Origin of the sequence: Campylobacter sp. BCW_6461, from assembly GCF_001762735.1 — a bacterium.
Lineage (GTDB): Bacteria > Campylobacterota > Campylobacteria > Campylobacterales > Campylobacteraceae > Campylobacter_D > Campylobacter_D jejuni.
In genome coordinates this window covers 51,768-75,307 of sequence record NZ_MJXJ01000025.1, presented here as the reverse complement: position 1 = coordinate 75,307, position 23,540 = coordinate 51,768, and the positions used below count along the sequence as shown (strand labels likewise).

The following is a 23,540-nucleotide window of genomic DNA, read 5'->3' as shown; positions in this document are numbered from 1 at the left end:
AAAAGACCTTATAAATGATTTGCTTTAAACTCATTAATGGCTTTAGCTAGTTTTTCTTCCAAATCAGAATCTAAAGCTTTTTTAGAGCGAATTTGCTCAAAAATATCTGGATGTTTTGCCTCAATAAAAGGATAAATTCCATCTTCAAATTCCTTAATTCTAGAAACAGCAATATCATCTAAGAAACCTTTGGTTCCTGCAAAAATTAAAACTACTTGTTTTTCAACGCTAAGCGGAGAATAAGGTGGTTGTTTTAAGAGTTCAACCATTCTTTGTCCACGTTCAAGTTGTTTTCTACTTGCCTCATCTAAATCACTAGCAAATTGTGCAAAAGCTTGAAGCTCTCTATATTGAGCAAGGTCAAGTCTTAATGTGCCTGAAACTTGTTTTGTAGCTTTAATTTGAGCAGCCCCACCTACACGAGATACTGATAAACCAACATTAATTGCAGGACGAATTCCTGAGTTAAATAAATCAGTTTCTAAGAAAATTTGTCCATCTGTAATTGAAATAACATTAGTTGGAATATAAGCAGAAACATCTCCTGCTTGTGTTTCAATTATCGGCAATGCCGTCAAAGAACCAGCACCTAATTCATCATTTAGCTTGCTTGCTCTTTCAAGCAATCTTGAATGAAGGTAAAAAACATCGCCTGGATAAGCTTCACGACCTGGAGGACGACGTAAAATCAAAGACATTTCGCGATAAGCTACAGCATGCTTGCTCAAATCATCATAAACAATTAAAGCATGTTTTGCGTTGTCTCTAAAAAATTCACCCATGGTTACACCAGTATATGGAGCTAAGTACTGTAAAGCCGCAGGATCTGAAGCACCGGCATTTACAACAATAGTATATTCCATAGCACCATGTTCTTCTAGTCTTTTAACCACTTGTGCCACTGTACTTTGCTTTTGACCAATTGCAACATATATACAGATAACTCCTTGACCTCTTTGAGATATAATAGTATCAACAGCAACAGTAGTTTTACCTGTTTGTCTATCACCTATGATAAGCTCTCTTTGACCACGACCAATTGGCACAAGCGCATCAATAGCTTTAATTCCTGTATGTAAAGGCTCATGAACACTTTTTCTCGCCATAATACCTTTTGCTTTTTCTTCAACAAAACGATATTCATTAGCATTGATCACACCTTTAGCATCAATTGGCTCACCTAAAGCATTTACAACACGGCCAATCAAAGCCTCACCTACTGGAACTTTAAGTAATTTCTTAAGTCTTTTTACAGAAGCACCTTCTTTTAAACCTTCTCCTTTTCCAAGTATAACAATACCTACACTCGACTCTTCAAGGTTTAAGGCCATTCCTTTATCACCATTTTCAAATTCTACCATTTCTCCAGCCATAATATTCTTAAGTCCATATACCTTAGCAACACCATCAGCTACAGAAATAATCTTTCCTGTTTCTTCAATTTCAAGATTTAAATCAAAATTTTCAATTCTTTCTTTGATTATTGAACTGATCTCATCAGCTTTAAATTTCATTTACTTTTTCTCCTTAGATAATTTTCAATATATATTCGTTTAGCTTATTTTGAAGAGCTTTCATAGAAAAAGAAAGTTCATAACCTAATTCTTCTAATTCTATTTTAACACTATCATCTTGACTGATTTTATTATTTAGTTTAATATTTGCATCAAATTTTTTGTTAAGTTTGACTTCAAGATCTTTAAGATTTTCTTGACTTAATTTTTCTTTAGAATATACAATACCAACAAAAATATTTTCTTTAAAAGCTTTTTGTCTTTCAAGTTCTTTAACTATTTGAGGAATGCATTCTAATCTTGAATTTTCAATCAAAAGTCTTAAAAAATTTTGAAAACTAGAATTTTTAATATCAAAAAAAGAATCAAGAAATTCCATTTTTCTTTCTTTTTTAATCTCATTAGATTCTATAATATTTTTAAATTTTGGCAAAACAAAAGCAGAATTTAAAATACACAAATTCTGATAAAAATCATTTATATCAGCTCTTGAAGCTATCGCTTTTGCATATCTTCTTGCAATTATATTTTCCATATTTAAGATACCTTCTTCATCATAAGTTCTATTATTTCACTCTGTTTTAATGTCATATTTGGATCAGAAAAAATTTCATTTAAAGTATTTGATACTAATTCTTTTTCCATTTTTCTAAATTCATAATCTTTTTGTTCCTCAAAATGTTTTTGAAGTAAATCTAACTCATCTTGAGTTTCTTTCTTAATATTTTTAACTAAGATTTCAGCTTCTTTTTTTGCTGTAATTAAAGCGGCAGCAGCACTTGCCTTAGCTTCTTCAAGTTTTTTCATCGTATCTAATTTCTTAGCTTTACTTTCTAAAAGTTTTTTTTGAATTTCATCAAGTTTAGAAGAAATTTTTACAATACGGTTTTTGTAAAAATTTTTAAATGGAGTTGCAACAAAATAATACAATATACCCACAAAAATTAGAAAATTAATAGTCCTTGGAATAATATCATATTCTCCACTACCGTTTGATGCACCAAAAGCATACAAAGGTAGCAAAAATATAATAAATAATAACTTACTCATTTCTCTCCTCTTAAATTTTCTTTATGTTATTTTGCAAAGCTTGCTTAAGCTCAGGTAAATGTATGTTTAAATGTTCTTGTAACTCTTTTTTTTGAATAGCTAAATCTGCATAAAAGCTGGCCATTTTTCTTTCTAATTCTTCTTTCTTGCTTCTAAGAATTTGCTCTGCCTCTTCTTTAGCAGCAGCTATAGCACTTTGTTTGATTTTTTGAATTTCTTCTCTAGTGTTAATATGAATAACTTCTAATTCATCATTCACACATAAAACTTCTTGAGAATTTTCTTTTACTTTATTCTCATCATTTTTTATAGAATCATTTCTTTCATCCATAAATTTTAAAAGCGGCTTATACAGCATACTATTTAAAGTAACTATCATAGCCAAAAAAATAGCTATAGTAGCAAGCATTATGGAAGGATGCATATCTTCAAACATAATTCTCCTTGGTTAGAATTTTTGAAGGACTATTTTACCATAAAAAAGCTAAGATTTTGGTTAAAACTTTTCAAGCATTTTGATTAATTTTTTAATTTTATCAATATTTTCTAAATGAATTACAAAATCATTATTTTTATTTTTGCAGTCAAATCCAAAGCGATTTAGTATTTGTTTTAATTTTTTTATTTCATCTTCAAATTCTTGATTAGGTAAGCTTTCATTATTTTTTATTTTTTTAACTATTTTTTCAGTATCTCTAACATTAAGTTTTTGACCTATTATGCTATCAACTAACATTTTTTCATCTTTTTGATCTAAACCAACCAAAATTTTAGCATGACCCTGAGAAATTTTTCCAGAAGCAATCAACTCTTGAGTTCTAATATCTAAATTCAGAAGTCTTAAAGTATTTGTTATTTGAGTGCGAGACTTATGAATAAGTTCTGCTAAATTCTCTTGAGTAATTTTATGAACTTGCATTAAATCCTTATAAGAATTAGCAAGCTCAATAGGGTTTAAATTCTCTCTTTGTATATTTTCAATAAGAGCCAATTCTCTAAGCTTATTCTCATCAATATCAGCAATAAAAGCTAGAATTTCTTTTTTTCCTAATGCTTTCACTGCTCTTAAGCGACGTTCTCCAGCAATTAAAATAAATTTATTATTTTTTTTAAATACAATAATAGGCTGAATAAGTCCAAATTCTTTGATAGAATTAGCAAGCTCATCTAAAGCTTCTTGATCAAAATTCTTTCTTGGCTGAAATGGATTAGGTGAAATTTGATCAATTTCTATCATAGTGCTTTGATTTTTATCAAAACCCAATTCTTTACTATAAACAGTATCCATATCACTGATTAAACTACTTAAACCCCTATCTTTATTTAACCCCATTATAATTATCCTAATATAGAATACGCCAAATTTTGATAAGCAACAGAACCTGGTGATTTAATATCATAAAGAATTATAGGCTTTCCAAAACTTGGACTTTCTGCAAGTTTTACATTGCGAGGGATCACAATAAAGTCATCTTCGTTTCCATTAATAGTAAAAAGTTGTTTTTTAAAATTTTGTTTCAAATCATCTACAACATCTTTAGAAAGATTATTTTGAGAGCTATACATTGTCGGTAAAAATCCACGAACCCTGAGTTTAGAATTAATAGTTTTTTTGATAATTTTAATTGTATTTAAAACCATAGCTACACCCTCGAGCGCATAAAATTCACACTGTATAGGGATAATTACACTATCACTTGCTGCAAAAGCATTTATAGTAATACTTCCAAGAGCAGGCGGAGAATCAATAATAATAAAATCATACTCATCAATCACTTCTTGAATTTGATTTTTAAGCAGCATTTTTTTCTCATTATTTTCACCTTTAGCAAGCTCTTGTTCTATACCTACAAGACCTATATTTGAAGGAGCTAAATGAAGTTGTGGCAATTCTGTTTTTAAAATAATATCTGAAAGCTTTTTTCTTCCTATAAAAACATGGTAAATATTATACTCATAATTATTACGATTAAAACCAAGTCCTGTAGTCGCATTAGCTTGCGGATCAACATCAATCAAAAGTACTTTTTTTTCAGCCACAGCTAAAGAAGCGGCTAAATTTACTGCTGTTGTAGTCTTTCCTACCCCACCTTTTTGGTTTGCTATTGTAATAATTTCGCTCATCTTAAACTATACACCCTTTTATCACCTAGTAAAATTGAACCATCTTCATACAAAAAAGAATTTTCAAGTGAAAAAACTTTACCTTCATGATGGACGCTAAATTTTCTTGATTTTTCAAATTCTAACATATACTTGCTAAAAATATTCTTCCATAAAATTTTTTTTTCTACTTTTTGCAAAAACTCACTCACTAAATCTTTAAGCGAAATTTCTATATCGCATAAAGCTGTATTTTGGGGTGAAAATTTCAGATTTAAACCCATACCGCCTATGATAAAATTTGAAATTTTAGCACTTATAACTCCTCCAGCTTTTTTATCATCTAAATATAGATCGTTAGGCCATTTAAGCCAAATTTTAGAACCTTTTTCTTGTAAAACTTCTTTAAGTAAATAAGCAAAATAAATACTCACAGAAGCTAAAGGTAAATCTTTTGGTAAATCTTCTTCTTTAATACAAAAAGAAAGATGTAAATTTCCTTTAGAGCTTTGCCAAGAATTTTCCCTACTTCCAACTCCATTTGTTTGTTCTAAAGCATAAATAGCAAAATTTTCATCAATCTTTCCATTGCGTATTTGCTCGCATAAAAAAAGATGAGTTGAGTCTATACTTTCAACACAAACTATCTTCACTTTTAAGCCTTTTTCCATTTAAATAAGTCCTGCCATCAAGAGCTTTTTTTCCACTTTCTTGAAGTTTTTTAATACGCAAAACTCCTTGTTTGCAAGCAAGCAAAAAACTTTCTTTTTCTAATTCTAAAATTTCACCCATCTTAGCATTTTGTTTTAATTCATCCACAAGTTCAAGTTCTAAGAATTTAAGTCCATTTTCCAAGAAAACTCCAGGCCAAGGGGTGAAAGCTAGATATTTTTGATAAAGTTCTCTTGCATTTTGCAAATTTATAAGCCCATCTTCTTTTTTGATTTTTCTACAAAGCGTTGCTAGACTTTCCTCTTGTTTTTTAGGGGTGATTTTATCAAAATTTAAAAGAGTAGAGAGGATCAGCTTAGCGGCCAAATTTGCTAAAAGTTCAAAAACTTCACTTGAATTTTTATCTTTTATATCACATTCTAAGCTTTCAAGTATAGCACCTGTGTCAAGCCCTTCTTCCATGAGCATGGTGCAAACTCCACTTTTTTCATCTTTATTTAAAATTGCACTTTGGATCGGACTGGCACCACGGTATTTTGGAAGTAAAGAAGCGTGCAAATTCACACAAGGCGCTAAATCCAAAATGGCTTTAGGTAAAATTTTTCCATAGGCAGCAACCACGATAAAATCAGGATTTAAATCCTTAATCTCTCTTATAATATTTTTATCTTTTAAAGAACTTGGAGTAAAAATAGGAATACTAGGATAATTTTGACTTAAAAAAGCCTTAGTATCACTTGGAGTTAAAATTTGCTTTCTACCTACGGCTTTGTCAGGCTGAGTAAAAAGTGCTACGAGTTTAAAATTTTCATTTTCTACTAGTGCTTTTAAAATACAAGTTGCGTAAGATGGAGTGCCCATAAAAATAATTTTTTTCATTTTTTCGCTTTGTGTGAAATTAAAAGTTTTAATTATAGCTTATTTGATTTTAAAAGAGAATTTAATAAATTAATCACTCAAACAAAGTTCCACCTATTTGTTTATCTTCTAATAAAAATGTCTTTGCCACACTTAAATCAAAGCCACTTGCTAAAAACATTTTTTTATTGTGTTCAAGTAAAAATTTAGCTGCCTTAAGTTTGGTTACTATACCACCTGTTCCGTGCTCACTACCTGTTTTTATGGTTGCTTGTAGCCATTCTTCTTTAATATGAGTGATTTTTTCTAAACGCTTTGCATCACTAAATTCACTAGGATTTTTATCGTAAAATCCATCAATATCGCTTAAAATCACAAGCAAATCCACATCAAAAAAATGCGTAGCATAAGCACTTAAACTATCATTATCACCAAAGACAATTTCTTCTATAGCTGTAGCGTCATTTTCATTGATAATAGGTAAAATTCCTAAATTTATCATCATATCGATAGCATTTTTTGCGTGTTTAGTAGCTTTTCTAGAGTCAAAATCCTTGCCTGTAAGTAAAATTTGTCCGCCTAGTTTGTTAAATTTGGCTAAAAGCTCGTTATAAACACTGATTAAAAAAGGTTGTCCAATAGCAGCTAAAACTTGTTTATTAATAAGGTTTTTTCTATCGATATCTAGTTTGGTGTGTCCTGCCGAAATAGCCGCCGAGGTTACTAAAATTACTTCATATTTTTCCATGAGTTTAGCTAAAAATGCGACTAAATTTTTAAGACGCTCAAAACTTAAAGTGTTTTCTTCGCTAATCACATGAGAACCCACTTTAACAACTATTCTTTTCATGCTTATTCCTTGAAAAATTTTTATAATTTTAGCCAAAATTTCATATAAACTAGTTATTTTTGAAAAAATAGGGAGTGTTTGAAATTTTTAATATAAAACACTTCCTAGATTGTTAAAATTTTTTTGTTATTTCTTAAAGTTTTAATTTCTTCTAAAAGCATGAATTTAAGTTCTTTAAGTCCTGTTTTTTCAAGGCTTGAGACTTTGATTAAAAAGCTTTGTGGATTATTTATTTCTTTGAGATAATTGTCTAACTCATTAATGTTTAAAGCAATTTGCTCAGCAAATTCCTCTCCTAAACGAACACTATCACTTTTTGAAATCATGATGCCAAATTTACGCCCAAAAAGTTCATTGGAAAATTTTTCAAGTTCTTTTCTTAGTACTATAAATTGTTCTTTTAAAGGCATTTGCCTCATAGGATCTAGCACGAAAAGTAAAAAGCTCGTTCTTTCTATGTGCTTTAAAAAGGCAAGTCCCAAGCCTTTACCCCCACTTGCTCCTTCGATAATCCCTGGAATATCAGCCATAACAAAGGAATTATACTCATCTACATCTACAAGTCCAAGTTTTGGAGTAAGGGTGGTAAATTCATAATTTGCAATTTCAGGTTTTGCATTTGAAACAACGCTTATAAGAGTAGATTTTCCCACATTTGGAAAGCCCACAAGCCCTACATCGGCAATAAGTTTAAGTTCAAGTCTGACTAAGCGACTTTCTCCTTTTATACCAGGTTGTGCGTAATCGGGGCGTTGATTGGTGGCGTGTTTAAAATGGGTGTTGCCAAGTCCACCTTTTCCACCTTTTAAAAAAAGCTCTCTTTGTCCTTCTTTGGTAAGATCAAGTAAAATTTCATTGGTTTGTACATCGATAACTTGCGTTCCTTCGGGCACTATAAGTTCTAAATTTTCACCCTTTTTGCCATTTTTATTGCGTCCCATTCCACCAGCACCATTTTGCGCGCGTAATTCTCTTTTGCCTTTGAAATTTACAAGAGTGTGGGTATTATTATCACATACGAAAATAATATCACCACCATTTCCACCATCTCCTCCATCAGGGCCACCAAGTGGAACATGTTTTTCACGGCGAAAACTTACAGCACCTTTGCCACCATCGCCTGAAGCTAAAGTAATTTTAACACTATCAATAAACATTTAAATTGCCTTTGACTTTAAATTTATAAAGCTAAATTTGAGTAAATAAAAGAAGTTAAATTTATAAATTTAAAGTTTTCAAGACGCTAAAAAGCGTCCTAAAAACTTATGCAGGATATACAGAAACTTTTTTTCTATCTTTGTCTTTTCTTTCGAATTTTACAAAACCATCAATTAGAGCAAAGATAGTATGATCTTTTCCCATGCCTACATTGTTACCTGCATGAGTTGCAGTTCCTCTTTGGCGGATGATGATATTTCCAGCTCTAACAAACTCGCCACCAAATTTTTTAACACCTAAACGACGACCTATGGAATCGCGGTTATTTTGAGTTGAACCTTGACCTTTCTTGTGTGCCATTCTTTACTCCTTAAGCTTTAATATCTTTTACTACAACGCGAGTAAATTGTCTTCTAAAACCGCGTTTGAGTTTAGAATCTTTTCTGCGTCTTTTTTTGTAAATCACAACTTTTTTATCTTTTCCGTGATTGATCACTTCCAAAACAACTTTTGCACCTGCTACGAAAGGCGCACCTACCTTTAATTCTTTATCATTGATAGCAAGAACTTCGCTTACTTCAATACTTGCTTTGCTTTCAGCTTCAAAGTGATCTAGTTTTAGCTCATCGCCAACACTTACTTTGTATTGCTTTCCGCTGTGTTTGATAATAGCATACATTGCTTTTCCTTATAAATTGGTAGTACCATAAAGCACCGTAATAACGGATTTAAAAGCTTTAGTGGTTTAATAAAATTTCGATTTTACAAAATTTTTCTTTAATTTTTGATGAATTTAAGAAAGAGTTTAGAGTTTGAGAAAAATCAAACTCTAAAAATTTAAAAGCCTAGATTTACTCCGCCGCCTTCTTGGGTTTGATAATTTGCATCACGACCTATAGTGTAGCCATTTCCACTACCAGTATTACTTAAAGGTCTGCAAATATCGCCCACTTTTACACTACCTTCTGTGATTTTTGCATAAGAAAATTTAGGGCTTGTGCGAGTGATTTCAATACTTCCTGTTTTGCTTTCTACTCTTCCTGTATTTTCTTTTGTATAAGTATCTTTTATAACCTTCCCAAGAGCAAAACATTCATAAACATCACCTTGATTTAAGCTTTGAGAAAATATTACTTCATTGTTTTCAACACTTGCAACTTTCAAAGGATAAATTGCGTTTAAAATATCTCCTGCTATACGATTTGCAATTTGTTTGAGTGCGGTTTCATTGGCACTAAGACTATTGTCTTTAAGATTGACTTTCATGCTTAAAGTATTAGAAAATTTAATTTGTCTTGTAGCAAATAAAAGCACACGATAATCTACGATAACTTCAATTTCAGTTTTGCTTTTTCCTGTTAAATTGCTTGTTTTTTGTTTACCTTCAAGTCCTGAAATAGAAAACAATAAAATATAATCTGTTGCTAACACATTTTTAAGTTTATAAACTTCATCGCTAGCTGCGTCGCCACTTTTGATTAAAGCTTTTTCCATTTCATAATAGCCACTAGAATCACGGTCTAAAACATTAAATTTACGACTTTGCAATAAATCAGAAATGATTTTTTGTTGCAAAGCTGAGCCTATACCTCTTTTTGCAGCATCTGGAGTAGAATCAAAAACAGTAATACTTCTTCTATTATCTGCACTTAAACCTGGAGCTTGATACTTTTTTGTTGTTGTGGTTTTAAAAATCGTTACATTGGCTGTATATTTACCATTTGCATCTTGTTCAACACTATTGATTTCATAAGTATCAGCTCTACCTTTGGTGGCTTTTGAAATTTGCTCGCTGTAATTATCTTGTATATTTGAACCTGAATTATCAGTTGAAACGCTAGTATTAGATTTCTTAAGAGAATTGATGCTTGCTCCGCTCATTTTTCCTATAGCCTCTATAATGGCATTGTTTATCGCATCTTCCCTAGTCAAGCCTGTGCCTTCACCTGTGCTTGATTTTGTTGAAGTTGTGGTTATAACTTTAGCATTAAGACTTAGGCTTAAAAATAAGCCTAAAAAAAGAATTTTAATTATTTTCATCTTTTACCTTTAAAAATCATCCATGCTATTTACAACATTAGAGCTTCTTTGTATGCTAGAAGATTTTTTAGCTTCATTTTTTGTTGCATTTGACTTTGAATTTAAAGCCTCATTTGTGTTAGCTAAATTTTCATAAGAATAAAATCTCACAGTTCCTACATGTTCAATACCATTTTCACTTGTATAGCTCCATTTTTTAAGAGTACGAATACCACGAATTTTACCGCTTGCGCTTGCTTTTATTTTACTATTTACTTTATCAATAATATTTGTTATGTTTTGAGTTTGTTCTTGAGTGGAACTATCATTAACATTAATACTTTGTTTGATGATTTCCTCGTAAGTATCACCAGTTGTTCTTTCATCTTTAAGACTTAAATTTGTATTAATAAACTCTATAATAGCAGCATCAGCCATAGTAAGTGCTGTTTCTTTGGCTCTATCTTCTAAAATATTTGTTTTTTTAGCATTGCTAGGATCTGCTACATAACCCCAGTTTCCATAACTTAAAATAATAGGTGCACCATTTTCATCATAAACTAAGCGAATTCCATATTCATTTAAAAAGCCTTTTGTATCTTTTGGCAGATACTCACTTATTGCCTTGCCTTTACCCTTAATAGCACTCTGTCTTGCTAGTGCCATATCTTTTGCTAATTGGCGAGTTTTATTGGAAATAACAGCAATAACACCTACATCATACTCACCTCTTCTTTGTGTAACTATAGTTTGCACAGGAACAAGTCCACTCATAGAACCTATGGCATTTGTCATAGTTTTATTAAGAAATTCTTGCTTTAATAAAGTCTTTTTTCTGTCTTCGCTTAAAGAATTTGTATCTATACCTAAATCTTTTAATGCCTTATCAAGCTGAGCACCAGCTAATTGTGTAAGTTTATTTAAAATTTGATCAACCTTATCACCTTTTGGCAATTCATCAAATTCCTTAGCATTAGTAGAATTGTCTGCTTCATAATTTTGAATCTTGCTTGTAGCAATTCTTCCAAAAGCATCTCTTATAAATTCGCTTTGCAAATTTAACATTGCTTTTTGGTAAGCATTTTGTAAAGCTTGTGCAAATTGTGGATCAGTATCATTTACAGCAACAGTACTTTTTCCAGTATAAAAAGTTTTTCCATCTTTGGTTATACCATATTCTATACCGAAATTATCGGCAAATTCTTCAAAAAAATCTTCAATTGATTTTGGGGTAATATCCTTAGTACTTGCGTCAGACATTTCATTTTGAGTATTTATATCTTGTTGTGTAATTTCTACAGGCTGGGAACCTTGTGCATAAAGTAAACTTGCCATAACTAAAGAGCCGATAAATAATATTTTTTCATTTCGTATCCTTTTAAAAATCATAAAAAAAGCCCAAGCTAAACACTTGAGCTAAAAAATTTTATTCATAAATTAATTTTTATTTTACCAAGTAACTGATTTACTAGAACCGGTTTTATCAATAGTTTGCTCATCTTCCCAATAAACTAAACCTGATGTTAGATCAGTAAGTCTTAACAAGAAAAAGTATTCTACTTGAGTTTTACCATTGCTAAGTTTTACATTATCTTGTCTAATTTTACCCGCAAGAGAAAAATCAGGCGATACCAATGTCCCTTTTTTTGCTATGGTTTTTTGATTAAACTCATCATTATCTCTTAATTCTCTTACATCTTCACTCATGCTATCAAGTGCTCCGCCTGCAGCAACTGCTGAAGTTAGAACAAATTTACCTGATTTTCTTAATGCAGAAGTGATTTTTGCGGTGAGTTTTTCAGTATCGATTCTTTGCGGGGTATCATTCACAACCCTACCAATAGCAATAACCTTTCTTGTACCTGGTTTAATATTTGCAAAAGCAGGATCGCTTAACATACTATTTATCATAGTTTCAGCTGCACTTTCAAAATCTTGTCTATCAAGACCCAAGGTTAAAGCATCGCCTTTTTTTATCTGACTTGCCTTTCCATCTGTATAAGCTATTTGCGCACAACCACTAAAAAGCAAAGCTCCAATAAGAGCTGTTCCTAAAATTTTTGTTTTTTTCATGATTTATCCTTCCTAAAATGAGATTAATTTTTTGCTTTAATTTCTAATCTAAAATCCTTCGCTCTTGTATCAGATGCAAGTTTACGAAGAATCACCTCTTGTCCTGCTGGAATTCTAAGGGCTTGATAGTCCTCATTTAAAACATCTCTTAGCACAAAACCATCTTTATCTAACCAATCCACTTTATAAATTACATCTTTAGCAAAAGTACTGCGTAAAATCACTTCAAATTCTAAATAACCATTGCTATTTATACGCTTTTGAAATTGTTTTACTAAACTTTTTGGTAAATTTGAACCTAAAATTACAGTATTTTGATTTGAATTTATTTGATAACTTGGTACACAAGCACTAAGTAAAAACATTAAAATAAATAAAATATTTTTTTTCATCTTTTAGCCTTATTTTTCCATGATAGCAACACTTGCGGCTAAATACGAAGCAAAAGAACGCACTATCACAAGAACATTTTTATTTTTATCTAATGATTTTTGAAACAAAATATTGCCTTGTGGATCTTTGATTTCTAAATTTCCGTCGTTTTCTATTGTTGCTATAGCAATACTTTTTGGTAAACCTCTCCAAGAACGCACATCAGCTTTATTGGTTGCAGCAGTTGCTACTGCTGTTGCAAGACTTAGCCATCCACCTGTAGAGTCATTATTTGCAACAGCTACATTTAAAGTGGTTTTAATTATAGTTTGAGCTAAGACTTTAGCAATCATTACAGGCATATTTATTTTAAATTCAGTAGCGACAATATTGTCTAAATCTACAAAATCATTTGTATTTTGACCATTTATATTCAAATTTGCAAAAGAAGCTTCCCTTTTTTTCAAGGTTTGTAAAGCAATATTTGTGCTAATAATTTTTTTATCCACTATAAAAGGTAAGGTTAAAGCAAATTCATCCTTAACTACACCAAATCCATTTTCATAAACTACAAAAACATATTTTTTAGCTTTTTTGACTTTTATTTTTGTGGCATATTCTTTAAAAATTTTAGCCTCTTTTTTGATAGTTTTGTTTTTTGGATAAATAATAGCTACTTCTCTAAATAAATCTGCAGCTTTTCTATAATCTTTATCCATAAAGAAAAATATTGAAGCAAGATAAGTCGCATAAGGATTTATGAAATTTTTTGTTGTATCAAATTCTTTAAATAAGTTGTCATATTGCTCTTCTATAACTTTTGAATTTTCATTCATATTTTTATCATAATTTTTATCTTCTTTTGCCTTATCTAAATCAGCACGATTTTTTTCAATTTCTTTAGTAAAATATTCTTTTGCCTTATCTTGACGCATTAAAGCACGATTAAACTCAACTCTTGCATTTTCATAATCATCTTCTTCCATATAGTTTAGAGCTTTATATATATTAACCATAATTCTTTCATATAAAGAACCATCATAATCTACTATAGTATCATTAAGCAAGGTTGTACCAACAAATTTAGTTGTTTTAGAGCTTACATTTTCTAAATCCACATCATATTTATAAGATTCTTCCGCAGCATCAAAAAATACATTACTTTTGTTAAAATCACCACAATTTCTAGCAATCAAACCTGCATTTAATCCTGTATAAATGACATCATCATTTTTTTTAATTTTTTCTAAATTTTGATTGAAAAAATCATCACCACAATATTTTTGTGTTAAAGCATTTTCAAATGTTGTATTTTGTTTAACCTGATTAACACAAGCTGTTAAAAAAAGGCAAACAATACCTGAAAAAATCAACCCAACTTTTATCTTCATTAAATTCCTTTCTTAAAGAAAATTGAAAATGAATATTATAACGTAGTATATACTTAAAAACTAATGAAAAAAATTTAACCCTAGGAGAAAAACCTAGGGTTTGATTTAAATAAGCATAGGAGCTAATACAAAGCCTAATACTACAGCAATTGCAATAGCTAAAACCCCTGGTATAAAGAATGAGTGATTAAATATAAATTTACCAATTCTAGTCGTTCCTGTATCATCCATTTGCACTGCACCTAACAAAGTCGGATAAGTTGGAAGTACAAAAAGTGCTGAAACTGCTGCAAAACAAGCTACAAGCATATAAGAATCATGCGGATTTGCTGCTGAAATTCCTAAAGCAGTGATAATTACAGGTACAATGGCCTTTGCGGTTGCTGCTTGGGAATATAAAAGCATACTTGCAAAGAAAAATGCAACTGCTAACATAGCAGGGGTTTGTTTAACCCAGTCGCCTGCTACTTCTTTGATAGAAGCTTCGTGTCCTGCAACAAAAGTATTTCCAAGCCATGCTACACCAAAAACACAAACACAAGCAGTCATACCGCTTTTAAATACACTAGTGTCAAGAATTTTACCTGGTTCAACTTTACAAAGCCAAGTGATCAAAGTTGCTGCAGTAAGTAAAAAGCTCATAATAGCTGCATCTCTTGGAACCACAACAGGATCAATCCATTTAATATTACTTGAAATTGCGGTTGCATAAAGTACAACTGCCAAAACAGTGATCAAGAAAATTACCACTGAAAGTTTAGCACCTGGTTTATCTTCGCCATGCAAAACAGCTCCTGCATCCTTTACAAGTCCTGCTTTTAATCGTTCTTGATAAACACTATCCTTACTCAAATCCATAGGAGTGATTAAACTCACTATAAAAGCTGCAAGCATACAAGCTACAAAAGTTGTGCTAATCCAAATTCCAATTAAAGTTGGATAATTCCATCCAAGTGGCTCTAAAACTCCGCTCATATAAACCACAGCTGCACTTACAGGAGAAGCAGTGATTCCAATTTGCGAAGAAACAACCATTAATGAAAGTGGAACACTAGGTTTTATGTTTTGAGATTTTGCAACATCAACTACAACAGGCATTAAAGAAAATACTGCATTTCCTGTTCCTGCTAAGATTGTAAGCAACCATCCACAAGCTGGAGCTAAATAATTTATAAATTTAGGGCTTGATCTTAAAATTTTTTCTGTCACCCTTACCATATAATCAAGTCCACCTGCTTGTTGCATAGCAGAAATTGCTGCAATAGCTGCAGCAATAATTAAAATAACATCCCAAGGAATATTACCAGGTTTCATACCTAAAACAAGTCCTAGTATAACTACACCTAATCCTCCAGCATAACCTATAGCAATGCCGCCTAGGCGAATACCGATAAAAATCGCCCCAAGAAGGACGATTACTTGCAAAATTATCATTATATCCATATTAAATCCTAAAATGCTATTTTTTAGCTTCCATGTGAGGATTTAGCATATTTGATGGAGTTAAAATTTCATCAATTTGTTCTTTACTTAAAAGCCCTCTTTCAAGCGCAATATCAGCCACTCTTTTTCCAGTGTTCATTGCCTCTTTAGCTATAGAAGCTGAATTTTCATAACCAATATAAGGATTTAAAGCTGTTACTATACCTACTGAATTATAGACAAAGTCTGAACAAATTTTTTCATTTGCGGTAATACCATCTATACATTTATCAGCTAAAGTATACATTGCTTTTTCTAGCATTACAACAGAATTAAATAAGCTATATGCTACAACTGGTTCAAAAACATTAAGTTGTAATTGTCCACCCTCACAAGCAAAAGTTACAGTTACGTCTGCTCCAATAACAAAATAACAAACTTGATTAACTACTTCAGGAATAACAGGATTTACCTTACCTGGCATGATAGAACTACCTGGTTGCATTTTTGGAAGATTAATCTCATTAAGACCACATTTTGGACCACTACTTAAAAGTCTTAAGTCATTACATACTTTAGAAAGTTTTGTTGCAACACGTTTTAAAACACCTGAAATTTGTACATAAGCTCCCGTATCTTGAGTCGCCTCGATCAAATCCTCAGCCACAGTATATTCAAAACCTGTCACTTCTCTTATTTTTCTTTCTACAACCTTCGGATAATCAGGATGAGAATTAATTCCCGTTCCAATAGCAGTTCCACCCAAATTGATCTCTAAAATCAATTTTCTAGCTTCTAATACTCTTTGTATATCTTCACCTATCATTACGGCAAAAGTTTTAAATTCACGACCTAAAGTCATAGGTACAGCATCTTGCAGTTGGGTTCTACCCATTTTAAGAACATCTTTAAATTCTTCAGCTTTTCTCTCATAAGCTTTTTTTAGATGTTCCATAGCTTTTGCCAAATCACTTAAATAATCATGCAAGGCAAGGTGTAAAGCCGTAGGATAAGCATCATTAGTACTTTGGCTTAAATTAACATGATCATTTGGATGAAGATATTGGTATTCACCTTTTTTATGACCCATAAGTTCAAGTCCTATGTTCGCTATAACTTCATTAGCATTCATATTTGTACTTGTTCCAGCACCTCCTTGGATCATATCTACTACAAATTGATCATAATACCCGCCTTCTAAAATTTTATCGCACGCTTTAATAATCGCATCTTGGATATTTTTATCCAAAAGACCTAATTCATGATTTGCCATAGCTGCAGCTTTTTTTACTCTAGCCAAAGCTCTAACAAAGCGAGGAAAATCTTTTAATCTATCATGAGAAATATCAAAATTTTCAACAGCTCTAAAAGTTTGCACTCCATAATAAACCTCATCAGAGATTTCTAATTCCCCAATAAAATCATGTTCTTTTCTTGTTCCCATTTTGAACCTTTCATAAAAGTATTTTAATTTAAAATCAAAAATTTTTGATTTAAATCATAAAATAATGATATTGCATTTTTAGTTAATAATTGGTTAATAAGAAAACTACTTTCAAATACAATAAATTAAGTATTTTTATATCCTATTATGTCTTTATATTTAATTTTTATTAATATAAAAAATTTTATTTACTTCAAAAAAAATTAATATATTTTTGCAAGCTTTTTTGTTAGAATAAAATTTTTAATAATTTAAATAATTAGGGATAATATGGAAGAAATTACAATAAACATAGATAAGATTAAAATAAATGATGACTGGAAAGAATTTTTAAGAGACGAATTTCAAAAAAAATATTTTCTAGAAATCAAAAAACAATACCTAAATGCGATTAATCAAAATATAGTTATTTATCCGCCTGCAAATTTAATCTTTAATGCTTTTAATTTATGTCCTTTAAAAGAAATTAAAATTATTATCCTAGGACAAGATCCTTATCATCAACCAAATCAAGCAATGGGGCTTAGTTTTTCGGTTCCAAAAAATGTAAAAATCCCACCAAGTCTTAATAATATTTTTAAAGAATTGCAAAATGATTTAAACATCACTCCAGCAAAAAGCGGAGATTTAAGCTCTTGGGCAAAACAAGGAGTTTTGCTCTTAAATTCTATTCTTAGCGTTGAAGCAAATAAAGCAGCTAGCCATAGTTCGTGGGGTTGGCAAGAATTTAGTGATGCTATAATACATAAATTAAGTAATGAAAAATCAGGGCTTGTTTTTATGCTTTGGGGAAATTACGCAAAAAACAAGGAGATTTTGATTGATAATACTAAGCATTTGATTTTAAAAGCAGCTCACCCAAGCCCTTTAGCTAGAACAGGATTTTTAGGTTGTAAGCATTTTTCAAAGGCTAATGAATTTTTAAAAAAAGTTGGTAAAATTCCTATAGATTGGAAAATAGTTTAAAAAATTATTTTAAACTTTAATAAAAATATTAAAATATATTTATTTATTTAAAAATAAATCATATTTCTATGAAATATATTGTAATAAAACGACTCAAAAATTAATTCTTAAGGAGAAAAATGAAAACCATTGGTATTATAGGCGGAATGAGTTTTGAAAGCACTATTACTTATTATAAAACAATAAATCAAGCTATAAATGATAAATTAAAATCTTTAAATTCTGCAAAAATTTTACTTTACAGTGTTAATTTTGAAGAAATAGAAAATTTACAAAGCCAAGATAAATGGCAAGAAGCTGCACAAATTTTGACTCAATGTGCTAAAAAATTAGAACTTGCAGGGGCTAATTTTATAATAATTGCAACTAATACTATGCATAAGGTTTTTGATGAAATTCAACAAAATATAAATATCCCTATTTTACATATTGCAAAAAGTTCTGCTAAGGCTTTAAAACAAGAAAACATACAAAAAATTGGTTTATTGGGTACTAAATACACAATGACTCAGGATTTTTATAAAAAAATGCTGATTGAAGAAAATATTAGCGTTATTATTCCTAGCGATGAAGATATAAAAATCGTTAATGATATTATTTTTAATGAGCTTTGTAAAGGTGAAATCAAGCAAGAATCTAAAGAAAAATATTTAAATATTATAAAAAAACTACAAGAAAAAGGGGCAAAGGGAGTGCTTTTAGCTTGCACTGAAATTGGTTTATTAATATCCAAAAATGATACAAATATCAAAATTTTTGATACAAGTCTTATTCACGCCCTTGATGCTGCTAATGAAGCTTTAAAAGATTTATAATTAAAAGATGCCCAAAAATGGGCAAATTGCAATATTTTGAAAAGATTTATACTTATATCGGTTTAAATCTTATCTTGCTTTATAGTTTGCTATCTTTTTCTAATTGATTGATATTTAGCATGATAAATTTATAGCTTAGATAAATTACTAAAGGCCAAGCCAATAAAAACAAAGCATGTAACATTTTTTCTCCTTAATATGCGTGATCATCGTTTGCGATTTCTTCGCGTGTGATTTTTACTTTATCCATTGCATTCCAAACATAGATAATATAAGCTAAAACAAAAGGTACAAGTAAAGACACATAAGCCATGACGCTTAGAGTATAATAGCTTGAACTTGCATTTTTTAAAGTTAAAGAACTTTGCAAATCACTTAAAGATGGGTAAAAAGCACTTTGACCTAAACCAATGCTTGATAATAAAGCAAAAACTGTTAAAACCGTTCCAAGTCCTAGGGTAAAAATAGCTTTAGAGCAACCTTTTGCTCCTTGAACCATACCTAAAAGCACTAAAATCACACCAACAACAAGCAAGATAGCAAAAATCATTTGATTTAAGAAATTATATAAATACAAATTCGCACTCATGCTTACAACTCCATTTGCATCTACACTAAAACCATCTTTTAAGAAAATCCACACTAAAAAACCTAAGAAAAAAGGTAAAAATAAAATGCTATTGACCATGAGTTTTTTCATAGCTCTTATTTTGATATTCTCATCATTGATATTGTTCATAAAATACGCTGCACCTAAAAGCCTTGCTAAAAATACTAAAGCTAAGCCTAAGAGATAATTAAAAGGATTAAGTAAAAGTTCTAAGCCATGCAAAGGATTTTGCCAAGAAACAAAATTATGCTCATTTAAGATAAATTCAGAGCCGCTAAAAAAGCTACTTACCGCAACTCCGATTAAAAACACACCTAAATAGCCATTGATTTTAAGAAAAATTTCATAGGTTTTAGAGCCATAAACATTATTTTCTTTTTTGCGATATTCATAAGCTACAGCTTGCAAGATAAAACAAAATAAAATACAAAGCCAAGCCCAATAAGCACCGCCAAAACTTGTACTATAAAAAAGTGGAAAAGCCGCAAAAGCTGCTCCACCAAAAAGTACGAGAGTTGTAAAACCAAGCTCCCATTTACGCCCTAAAGAATTGACTAGCATGGTTTTTTCAAGCTCATCCTTGCTAAGCTCATCGATTAAAGTCTGTCCACCTTGGACAAAAAACATAAAAACCAAAAGTCCGCCGAGTAAACTTAAAATCAACCACCAATAAATTTGCAAACCTTCAAGTTCTAAACCAAAAAACATTATTTTTCTCCTTTGCCCATAAGTGGAGTATGTCCTGCATGTGCGTCAAAACCTTTTTTAATCTGAGTAAGCATGATTTTAACTTCTGCAATCAATAAGGCTGTAAAAAGTACTGCAAAAATCCAAAATGAAATTTGAACATTGACTTTTCCAAGTTGTGTTGCTGCGATATGTACAGGAAGCAAGTCTTGAATTGCCCAAGGTTGTCTGCCTACTTCAGCAACAATCCAACCTGCTTCAGCGGCAATATAACCCAATGGAATGGATAACAAACACACCCAAAGTACTTTTCTAAATTTCTCAATATCATTTGCCATGGTAAGATAAAGCGTAACGATGAAAAGTAAAAAGAAAAAACTTCCTAAAGCAACCATGATATGAAAGCTATAAAAAGTTAAAGCCACAGGTGGAATAGTATCGCTTGGTTTTTCTAAATATCCATAACCAAAATCTTTAAAATGAGTTTCTAAAATGGATTTGTGATTTGCCATAGCTATTGTATCATTGTTTTCTTTAGCAAGTTTATAGTCTTTTAGAGCTTGTATAGCGATTTTTCCTCTATCGATACGATTTTGCATAGGTTCTATACCTTTGCTTTCATTTCCATAGATCAAATCTTCAATTCCTGGAACAAAAGAATTTGGATCACGGTTTCCTAATATAGAAAGAGCGTAAGGTATAGTAATGTCAAATAAAAACACACTTTCGTTATTATCTATGGTTTTTTTAGGATTTAAAATTCCAAAAGGTACAAGTCCTGCACGATGTTCACCTTGATAAACCCCTTCCATAGCTGCAAGTTTCATAGGTTGAGTTTGAGTTACACGGTAAGCGCTTTCATCTCCGCTGAAAAACAAAAAGATTGAACAAACCAAACCAAAACTAGCTCCTACAACTAAGCTTTTTTTAGCCTCGATAATATGGCGTCCTTTTAACATAAACCAAGCTGAAATTCCCATTACAAATAAAGCTGAAATCACATAACCACTGCCTATGGTATGTAAAAATTTTGAAATAGCTACAGGAGAAAGTGCTACTTCAAAAAAGCTTTGCATTTCATTTCTTGCTGTGTCAGGGTTAAAGCTCATTCCTACAGGATATTGCATCCAACCATTTGCCACTAAAATCCAAAAAGCAGAAAGATTACTTCCTATAGCCACACACCAAGTTGAAAGTAAGTGAAAACCCTTGCTTACTTTATCCCAGCCAAAAAACATAACTGCAAAAAAAGTAGCCTCTAAAAAAAATGCCATAATACCTTCAACCGCCAAAGGTGCACCAAAAATATCACCCACAAACCAGCTATAATTTGCCCAGTTTGTTCCAAATTCAAATTCCATTATAATGCCTGTAGCTACACCGATAGCAAAATTTATAGCAAATAATGAAAGCCAAAATTTGGTGATTTTTTTCCATCTTTCATTTTTAGTTTTTACATAGATGGTTTCCATGATAGCGATCATAAAAGACAAGCCTAAGGTTAAAGGCACAAACAAAAAATGATAAAGTGCAGTTAAAGCAAACTGCGCTCTTGACCAATCAACGCTACTAAGTTCGTTCATTTATTTTCCTTCGAATGTAAGATTTTTGAGTACAAAAGTGCTTTTTTCTTTGTCGCTTTTAAAAATAGAATTAAAATTTACATCAAAAACAAAAAGTTTTAAAATCACAAACATAACAAAAAGTTTGATAAAAATAATTTTCCAAAGGGTCTTTCCAAGAGTTAAATTTTTAAAACCTTCTTTGTAAAAATTAAAAATTTGAGAGATGCTAAAATATAAGTGTTTAAGATACATGTAAATTCTACCTTTAAAAACAACAAAATAAAACATTTTTAAAAAGCGGAAAATTATAATGAAATTTATGTTATTATTTTCTTAAAAATTTAAATACATATCAAGGTTTTTAATGCAAAAAATTATAGTTTTTATTTTATGTTGTTTTATGACTTTTTTTCTTTATGCATGTTCTTCTAAATTTGAAAATGTAAATCCTTTGGGGCGTTCATTTGGCGAATTTGAAGATACTGATCCTTTAAAACTAGGACTTGAACCTACTTTTCCTACCAATCAAGAAATTCCAAGTTTAATTAGCGGTGCTGATTTAGTACCTATTACTCCTATTACCCCACCTTTAACTAGAACAAGCAATAGTGCCAACAATAATGCAGTAAATGGGATCAATCCTCGCTTTAAAGACGAAGCTTTTAATGATGTTTTAATTTTTGAAAATCGCCCTGCGGTTTCTGATTTTTTAACCATTTTAGGCCCTAGCGGAGCAGCTTTAACGGTTTGGGCTTTAGCACAAGGAAATTGGATTTGGGGCTATACTTTAATCGATAGTAAAGGATTTGGCGATGCTAGAGTTTGGCAACTTTTGCTTTATCCTAATGATTTTGCAATGATTAAAAATGCCAAAACCAATACTTGTCTTAATGCTTATGGTAATGGAATTGTCCATTATCCTTGCGATGCAAGCAATCACGCACAAATGTGGAAACTTATCCCTATGAGCAATACAGCGGTTCAAATTAAAAATTTAGGAAATGGAAAATGCATACAAGCACCTATTACAAATCTTTATGGTGATTTTCACAAGGTTTTTAAAATTTTTACCGTAGAGTGTGCAAAAAAAGATAATTTTGATCAACAATGGTTTTTAACTACTCCGCCTTTTACTGCAAAACCTTTATATCGCCAAGGAGAGGTACGATGAAAAAAATTATATGTTTATTTTTATCTTTTAACCTTGCTTTTGCAAATTTAGAAAATTTTAATGTTGGCACTTGGAATTTGCAAGGCTCATCCGCAGCCACAGAAAGCAAATGGAGTGTTAGCGTAAGACAACTTGTAAGTGGAGCAAACCCCTTAGATATCTTAATGATACAAGAAGCAGGAACTTTACCAAGAACAGCCACTCCAACAGGACGCCATGTGCAACAAGGTGGAACACCTATTGATGAATATGAGTGGAATTTAGGAACTCTTTCAAGGCCTGATAGGGTTTTTATTTATTATTCTCGCGTTGATGTAGGAGCTAATCGTGTAAATTTAGCTATAGTTTCAAGAATGCAAGCTGAAGAAGTGATTGTTTTACCTCCACCTACTACAGTTTCAAGACCCATTATAGGAATTCGCAATGGAAATGATGCTTTTTTCAATATCCATGCTTTAGCTAATGGAGGAACAGATGTAGGAGCAATTATCACAGCTGTAGATGCACATTTTGCAAATATGCCTCAAGTTAACTGGATGATAGCAGGGGATTTTAACCGTGATCCTTCTACTATAACAAGTACAGTGGATAGAGAATTAGCAAATAGAATTAGAGTGGTTTTTCCAACTAGCGCAACTCAAGCAAGCGGAGGGACTCTTGATTATGCAATTACAGGAAATTCAAATAGACAACAAGCCTATACTCCACCGCTTTTAGCTGCAATTTTAATGCTTGCAAGTTTAAGATCTCATATAGTTTCAGATCATTTTCCAGTAAATTTTAGAAAATTTTAGGACATT

Annotated in this window: 26 protein-coding genes; 4 read left to right on the top strand and 22 right to left on the bottom strand. The window is 31.2% G+C overall.

Annotated elements, in window-relative coordinates:
- Nucleotides 1-8: 8 nt before the first annotated feature.
- The 19 genes from atpA to aspA all read right to left on the bottom strand — a co-directional run bounded on the left by atpA (nucleotide 9) and on the right by aspA (nucleotide 16,926).
- Nucleotides 9-1,514, bottom strand: coding sequence for a F0F1 ATP synthase subunit alpha (gene atpA, locus AJ882_RS08140; RefSeq protein WP_002851836.1), 1,506 nt, complete (start codon nucleotides 1,512-1,514; stop codon nucleotides 9-11).
- A gap of 13 nt (nucleotides 1,515-1,527) precedes the next feature.
- Nucleotides 1,528-2,049 carry a F0F1 ATP synthase subunit delta gene (locus tag AJ882_RS08135; protein WP_002851861.1) on the bottom strand — a complete coding sequence of 174 codons (522 nt, stop codon included), beginning with the start codon at nucleotides 2,047-2,049 and terminating at the stop codon, nucleotides 1,528-1,530.
- A gap of 2 nt (nucleotides 2,050-2,051) precedes the next feature.
- A complete protein-coding gene (locus AJ882_RS08130) occupies nucleotides 2,052-2,564 on the bottom strand; it encodes a F0F1 ATP synthase subunit B (RefSeq protein ID WP_002867818.1) in 513 nt (170 codons plus the stop codon).
- Nucleotides 2,565-2,574: 10 nt separating this feature from the next.
- Nucleotides 2,575-3,000 (bottom strand): FoF1 ATP synthase subunit B', encoded by a 426-nt coding sequence (locus AJ882_RS08125; RefSeq protein ID WP_002867819.1) that lies wholly within the window; start codon nucleotides 2,998-3,000, stop codon nucleotides 2,575-2,577.
- 60 nt (nucleotides 3,001-3,060) lie between these two features.
- Nucleotides 3,061-3,897, bottom strand: coding sequence for a ParB/RepB/Spo0J family partition protein (locus AJ882_RS08120; protein WP_014517163.1), 837 nt, complete (start codon nucleotides 3,895-3,897; stop codon nucleotides 3,061-3,063).
- Between the two features lie 5 nt (nucleotides 3,898-3,902).
- Nucleotides 3,903-4,688 (bottom strand): ParA family protein, encoded by a 786-nt coding sequence (locus AJ882_RS08115; protein ID WP_002851697.1) that lies wholly within the window; start codon nucleotides 4,686-4,688, stop codon nucleotides 3,903-3,905.
- Complete coding sequence (locus AJ882_RS08110) at nucleotides 4,685-5,338, bottom strand: biotin--[acetyl-CoA-carboxylase] ligase (RefSeq protein WP_002867821.1); 654 nt, start codon at nucleotides 5,336-5,338, stop codon at nucleotides 4,685-4,687. Before AJ882_RS08110 ends, AJ882_RS08115 begins: the two co-directional genes overlap by 4 nt.
- Nucleotides 5,301-6,218: a methionyl-tRNA formyltransferase gene (fmt, locus tag AJ882_RS08105; RefSeq protein WP_002859775.1), complete on the bottom strand. Its 918-nt coding sequence runs from the start codon at nucleotides 6,216-6,218 to the stop codon at nucleotides 5,301-5,303. Before fmt ends, AJ882_RS08110 begins: the two co-directional genes overlap by 38 nt.
- A gap of 73 nt (nucleotides 6,219-6,291) precedes the next feature.
- Entirely contained in the window at nucleotides 6,292-7,047 is a 756-nt protein-coding gene (proB, locus tag AJ882_RS08100; RefSeq protein WP_011049591.1) for a glutamate 5-kinase, read from the bottom strand.
- Between the two features lie 104 nt (nucleotides 7,048-7,151).
- Nucleotides 7,152-8,204, bottom strand: coding sequence for a GTPase ObgE (gene obgE / locus AJ882_RS08095; protein ID WP_002859773.1), 1,053 nt, complete (start codon nucleotides 8,202-8,204; stop codon nucleotides 7,152-7,154).
- Between the two features lie 106 nt (nucleotides 8,205-8,310).
- Nucleotides 8,311-8,565 (bottom strand): 50S ribosomal protein L27, encoded by a 255-nt coding sequence (gene rpmA, locus AJ882_RS08090; protein WP_002800974.1) that lies wholly within the window; start codon nucleotides 8,563-8,565, stop codon nucleotides 8,311-8,313.
- A 10-nt stretch (nucleotides 8,566-8,575) separates the two neighbouring features.
- Nucleotides 8,576-8,884 (bottom strand): 50S ribosomal protein L21, encoded by a 309-nt coding sequence (rplU, locus tag AJ882_RS08085; RefSeq protein WP_002778820.1) that lies wholly within the window; start codon nucleotides 8,882-8,884, stop codon nucleotides 8,576-8,578.
- Between the two features lie 158 nt (nucleotides 8,885-9,042).
- Nucleotides 9,043-10,245 (bottom strand): CsgG/HfaB family protein, encoded by a 1,203-nt coding sequence (locus AJ882_RS08080; RefSeq protein ID WP_002859772.1) that lies wholly within the window; start codon nucleotides 10,243-10,245, stop codon nucleotides 9,043-9,045.
- 9 nt (nucleotides 10,246-10,254) lie between these two features.
- Nucleotides 10,255-11,613, bottom strand: coding sequence for a DUF6844 domain-containing protein (locus AJ882_RS08075; protein WP_070279731.1), 1,359 nt, complete (start codon nucleotides 11,611-11,613; stop codon nucleotides 10,255-10,257).
- Nucleotides 11,614-11,673: 60 nt separating this feature from the next.
- Entirely contained in the window at nucleotides 11,674-12,297 is a 624-nt protein-coding gene (gene lpoB / locus AJ882_RS08070) for a penicillin-binding protein activator LpoB (RefSeq protein ID WP_002867824.1), read from the bottom strand.
- Between the two features lie 23 nt (nucleotides 12,298-12,320).
- Entirely contained in the window at nucleotides 12,321-12,689 is a 369-nt protein-coding gene (locus AJ882_RS08065; protein ID WP_002867825.1) for a DUF1425 domain-containing protein, read from the bottom strand.
- 9 nt (nucleotides 12,690-12,698) lie between these two features.
- On the bottom strand, nucleotides 12,699-14,060 hold the full coding sequence (locus tag AJ882_RS08060) for a COG3014 family protein (protein ID WP_002867826.1): 1,362 nt from the start codon (nucleotides 14,058-14,060) through the stop codon (nucleotides 12,699-12,701).
- Nucleotides 14,061-14,165: 105 nt separating this feature from the next.
- Nucleotides 14,166-15,503 (bottom strand): anaerobic C4-dicarboxylate transporter, encoded by a 1,338-nt coding sequence (locus AJ882_RS08055; RefSeq protein ID WP_002859768.1) that lies wholly within the window; start codon nucleotides 15,501-15,503, stop codon nucleotides 14,166-14,168.
- Nucleotides 15,504-15,519: 16 nt separating this feature from the next.
- On the bottom strand, nucleotides 15,520-16,926 hold the full coding sequence (gene aspA / locus AJ882_RS08050; protein WP_002851742.1) for an aspartate ammonia-lyase: 1,407 nt from the start codon (nucleotides 16,924-16,926) through the stop codon (nucleotides 15,520-15,522).
- 270 nt (nucleotides 16,927-17,196) lie between these two features.
- On the opposite strand from aspA, the gene ung reads away from it, so the two are divergent.
- Complete coding sequence (gene ung / locus AJ882_RS08045) at nucleotides 17,197-17,892, top strand: uracil-DNA glycosylase (RefSeq protein WP_002859767.1); 696 nt, start codon at nucleotides 17,197-17,199, stop codon at nucleotides 17,890-17,892.
- 119 nt (nucleotides 17,893-18,011) lie between these two features.
- Nucleotides 18,012-18,707 (top strand): aspartate/glutamate racemase family protein, encoded by a 696-nt coding sequence (locus tag AJ882_RS08040; RefSeq protein ID WP_002867827.1) that lies wholly within the window; start codon nucleotides 18,012-18,014, stop codon nucleotides 18,705-18,707.
- Between the two features lie 193 nt (nucleotides 18,708-18,900).
- Here the strand turns inward: AJ882_RS08040 and cydB are convergent, their stop codons facing one another.
- The 3 genes from cydB to AJ882_RS08020 are packed head-to-tail and all read right to left on the bottom strand — an operon-like array spanning nucleotide 18,901 to nucleotide 21,821.
- The gene (gene cydB / locus AJ882_RS08030) at nucleotides 18,901-20,025 is read right to left on the bottom strand and encodes a cytochrome d ubiquinol oxidase subunit II (RefSeq protein ID WP_002867829.1); all 1,125 of its coding nucleotides are present in this window, start codon (nucleotides 20,023-20,025) and stop codon (nucleotides 18,901-18,903) included.
- The gene (locus AJ882_RS08025; protein ID WP_002859765.1) at nucleotides 20,025-21,587 is read right to left on the bottom strand and encodes a cytochrome ubiquinol oxidase subunit I; all 1,563 of its coding nucleotides are present in this window, start codon (nucleotides 21,585-21,587) and stop codon (nucleotides 20,025-20,027) included. The genes cydB and AJ882_RS08025 overlap by 1 nt, the downstream gene beginning before the upstream one ends.
- On the bottom strand, nucleotides 21,588-21,821 hold the full coding sequence (locus tag AJ882_RS08020; RefSeq protein WP_014517161.1) for a DUF4492 domain-containing protein: 234 nt from the start codon (nucleotides 21,819-21,821) through the stop codon (nucleotides 21,588-21,590).
- Between the two features lie 112 nt (nucleotides 21,822-21,933).
- Here AJ882_RS08020 and cdtA point away from each other — a divergent pair, with 112 nt between their 5' ends.
- Together cdtA and cdtB are read left to right on the top strand one after the other, a co-directional pair.
- Nucleotides 21,934-22,740, top strand: a complete 807-nt coding sequence (cdtA, locus tag AJ882_RS08015) for a cytolethal distending toxin subunit Cj-CdtA (RefSeq protein ID WP_002854626.1) — start codon at nucleotides 21,934-21,936, stop codon at nucleotides 22,738-22,740.
- Nucleotides 22,737-23,534, top strand: a complete 798-nt coding sequence (gene cdtB / locus AJ882_RS08010) for a cytolethal distending toxin nuclease subunit Cj-CdtB (protein WP_011049588.1) — start codon at nucleotides 22,737-22,739, stop codon at nucleotides 23,532-23,534. Before cdtA ends, cdtB begins: the two co-directional genes overlap by 4 nt.
- The last annotated feature ends 6 nt before the right edge of the window (nucleotides 23,535-23,540 follow it).

Bases quoted from the DNA above. Each gene is read 5' to 3' on its own strand.
- atpA (WP_002851836.1), bottom strand. From the start codon at position 1,514: ATGAAATTTAAAGCTGATGAGATCAGTTCAATAATCAAAGAAAGAATT.
- AJ882_RS08135 (WP_002851861.1), bottom strand. From the start codon at position 2,049: ATGGAAAATATAATTGCAAGAAGATATGCAAAAGCGATAGCTTCAAGA.
- AJ882_RS08130 (WP_002867818.1), bottom strand. From the start codon at position 2,564: ATGAGTAAGTTATTATTTATTATATTTTTGCTACCTTTGTATGCTTTT.
- AJ882_RS08125 (WP_002867819.1), bottom strand. From the start codon at position 3,000: ATGTTTGAAGATATGCATCCTTCCATAATGCTTGCTACTATAGCTATT.
- AJ882_RS08120 (WP_014517163.1), bottom strand. From the start codon at position 3,897: ATGGGGTTAAATAAAGATAGGGGTTTAAGTAGTTTAATCAGTGATATG.
- AJ882_RS08115 (WP_002851697.1), bottom strand. From the start codon at position 4,688: ATGAGCGAAATTATTACAATAGCAAACCAAAAAGGTGGGGTAGGAAAG.
- AJ882_RS08110 (WP_002867821.1), bottom strand. From the start codon at position 5,338: ATGGAAAAAGGCTTAAAAGTGAAGATAGTTTGTGTTGAAAGTATAGAC.
- fmt (WP_002859775.1), bottom strand. From the start codon at position 6,218: ATGAAAAAAATTATTTTTATGGGCACTCCATCTTACGCAACTTGTATT.
- proB (WP_011049591.1), bottom strand. From the start codon at position 7,047: ATGAAAAGAATAGTTGTTAAAGTGGGTTCTCATGTGATTAGCGAAGAA.
- obgE (WP_002859773.1), bottom strand. From the start codon at position 8,204: ATGTTTATTGATAGTGTTAAAATTACTTTAGCTTCAGGCGATGGTGGC.
- rpmA (WP_002800974.1), bottom strand. From the start codon at position 8,565: ATGGCACACAAGAAAGGTCAAGGTTCAACTCAAAATAACCGCGATTCC.
- rplU (WP_002778820.1), bottom strand. From the start codon at position 8,884: ATGTATGCTATTATCAAACACAGCGGAAAGCAATACAAAGTAAGTGTT.
- AJ882_RS08080 (WP_002859772.1), bottom strand. From the start codon at position 10,245: ATGAAAATAATTAAAATTCTTTTTTTAGGCTTATTTTTAAGCCTAAGT.
- AJ882_RS08075 (WP_070279731.1), bottom strand. From the start codon at position 11,613: ATGATTTTTAAAAGGATACGAAATGAAAAAATATTATTTATCGGCTCT.
- lpoB (WP_002867824.1), bottom strand. From the start codon at position 12,297: ATGAAAAAAACAAAAATTTTAGGAACAGCTCTTATTGGAGCTTTGCTT.
- AJ882_RS08065 (WP_002867825.1), bottom strand. From the start codon at position 12,689: ATGAAAAAAAATATTTTATTTATTTTAATGTTTTTACTTAGTGCTTGT.
- AJ882_RS08060 (WP_002867826.1), bottom strand. From the start codon at position 14,060: ATGAAGATAAAAGTTGGGTTGATTTTTTCAGGTATTGTTTGCCTTTTT.
- AJ882_RS08055 (WP_002859768.1), bottom strand. From the start codon at position 15,503: ATGGATATAATGATAATTTTGCAAGTAATCGTCCTTCTTGGGGCGATT.
- aspA (WP_002851742.1), bottom strand. From the start codon at position 16,926: ATGGGAACAAGAAAAGAACATGATTTTATTGGGGAATTAGAAATCTCT.
- ung (WP_002859767.1), top strand. From the start codon at position 17,197: ATGGAAGAAATTACAATAAACATAGATAAGATTAAAATAAATGATGAC.
- AJ882_RS08040 (WP_002867827.1), top strand. From the start codon at position 18,012: ATGAAAACCATTGGTATTATAGGCGGAATGAGTTTTGAAAGCACTATT.
- cydB (WP_002867829.1), bottom strand. From the start codon at position 20,025: ATGTTTTTTGGTTTAGAACTTGAAGGTTTGCAAATTTATTGGTGGTTG.
- AJ882_RS08025 (WP_002859765.1), bottom strand. From the start codon at position 21,587: ATGAACGAACTTAGTAGCGTTGATTGGTCAAGAGCGCAGTTTGCTTTA.
- AJ882_RS08020 (WP_014517161.1), bottom strand. From the start codon at position 21,821: ATGTATCTTAAACACTTATATTTTAGCATCTCTCAAATTTTTAATTTT.
- cdtA (WP_002854626.1), top strand. From the start codon at position 21,934: ATGCAAAAAATTATAGTTTTTATTTTATGTTGTTTTATGACTTTTTTT.
- cdtB (WP_011049588.1), top strand. From the start codon at position 22,737: ATGAAAAAAATTATATGTTTATTTTTATCTTTTAACCTTGCTTTTGCA.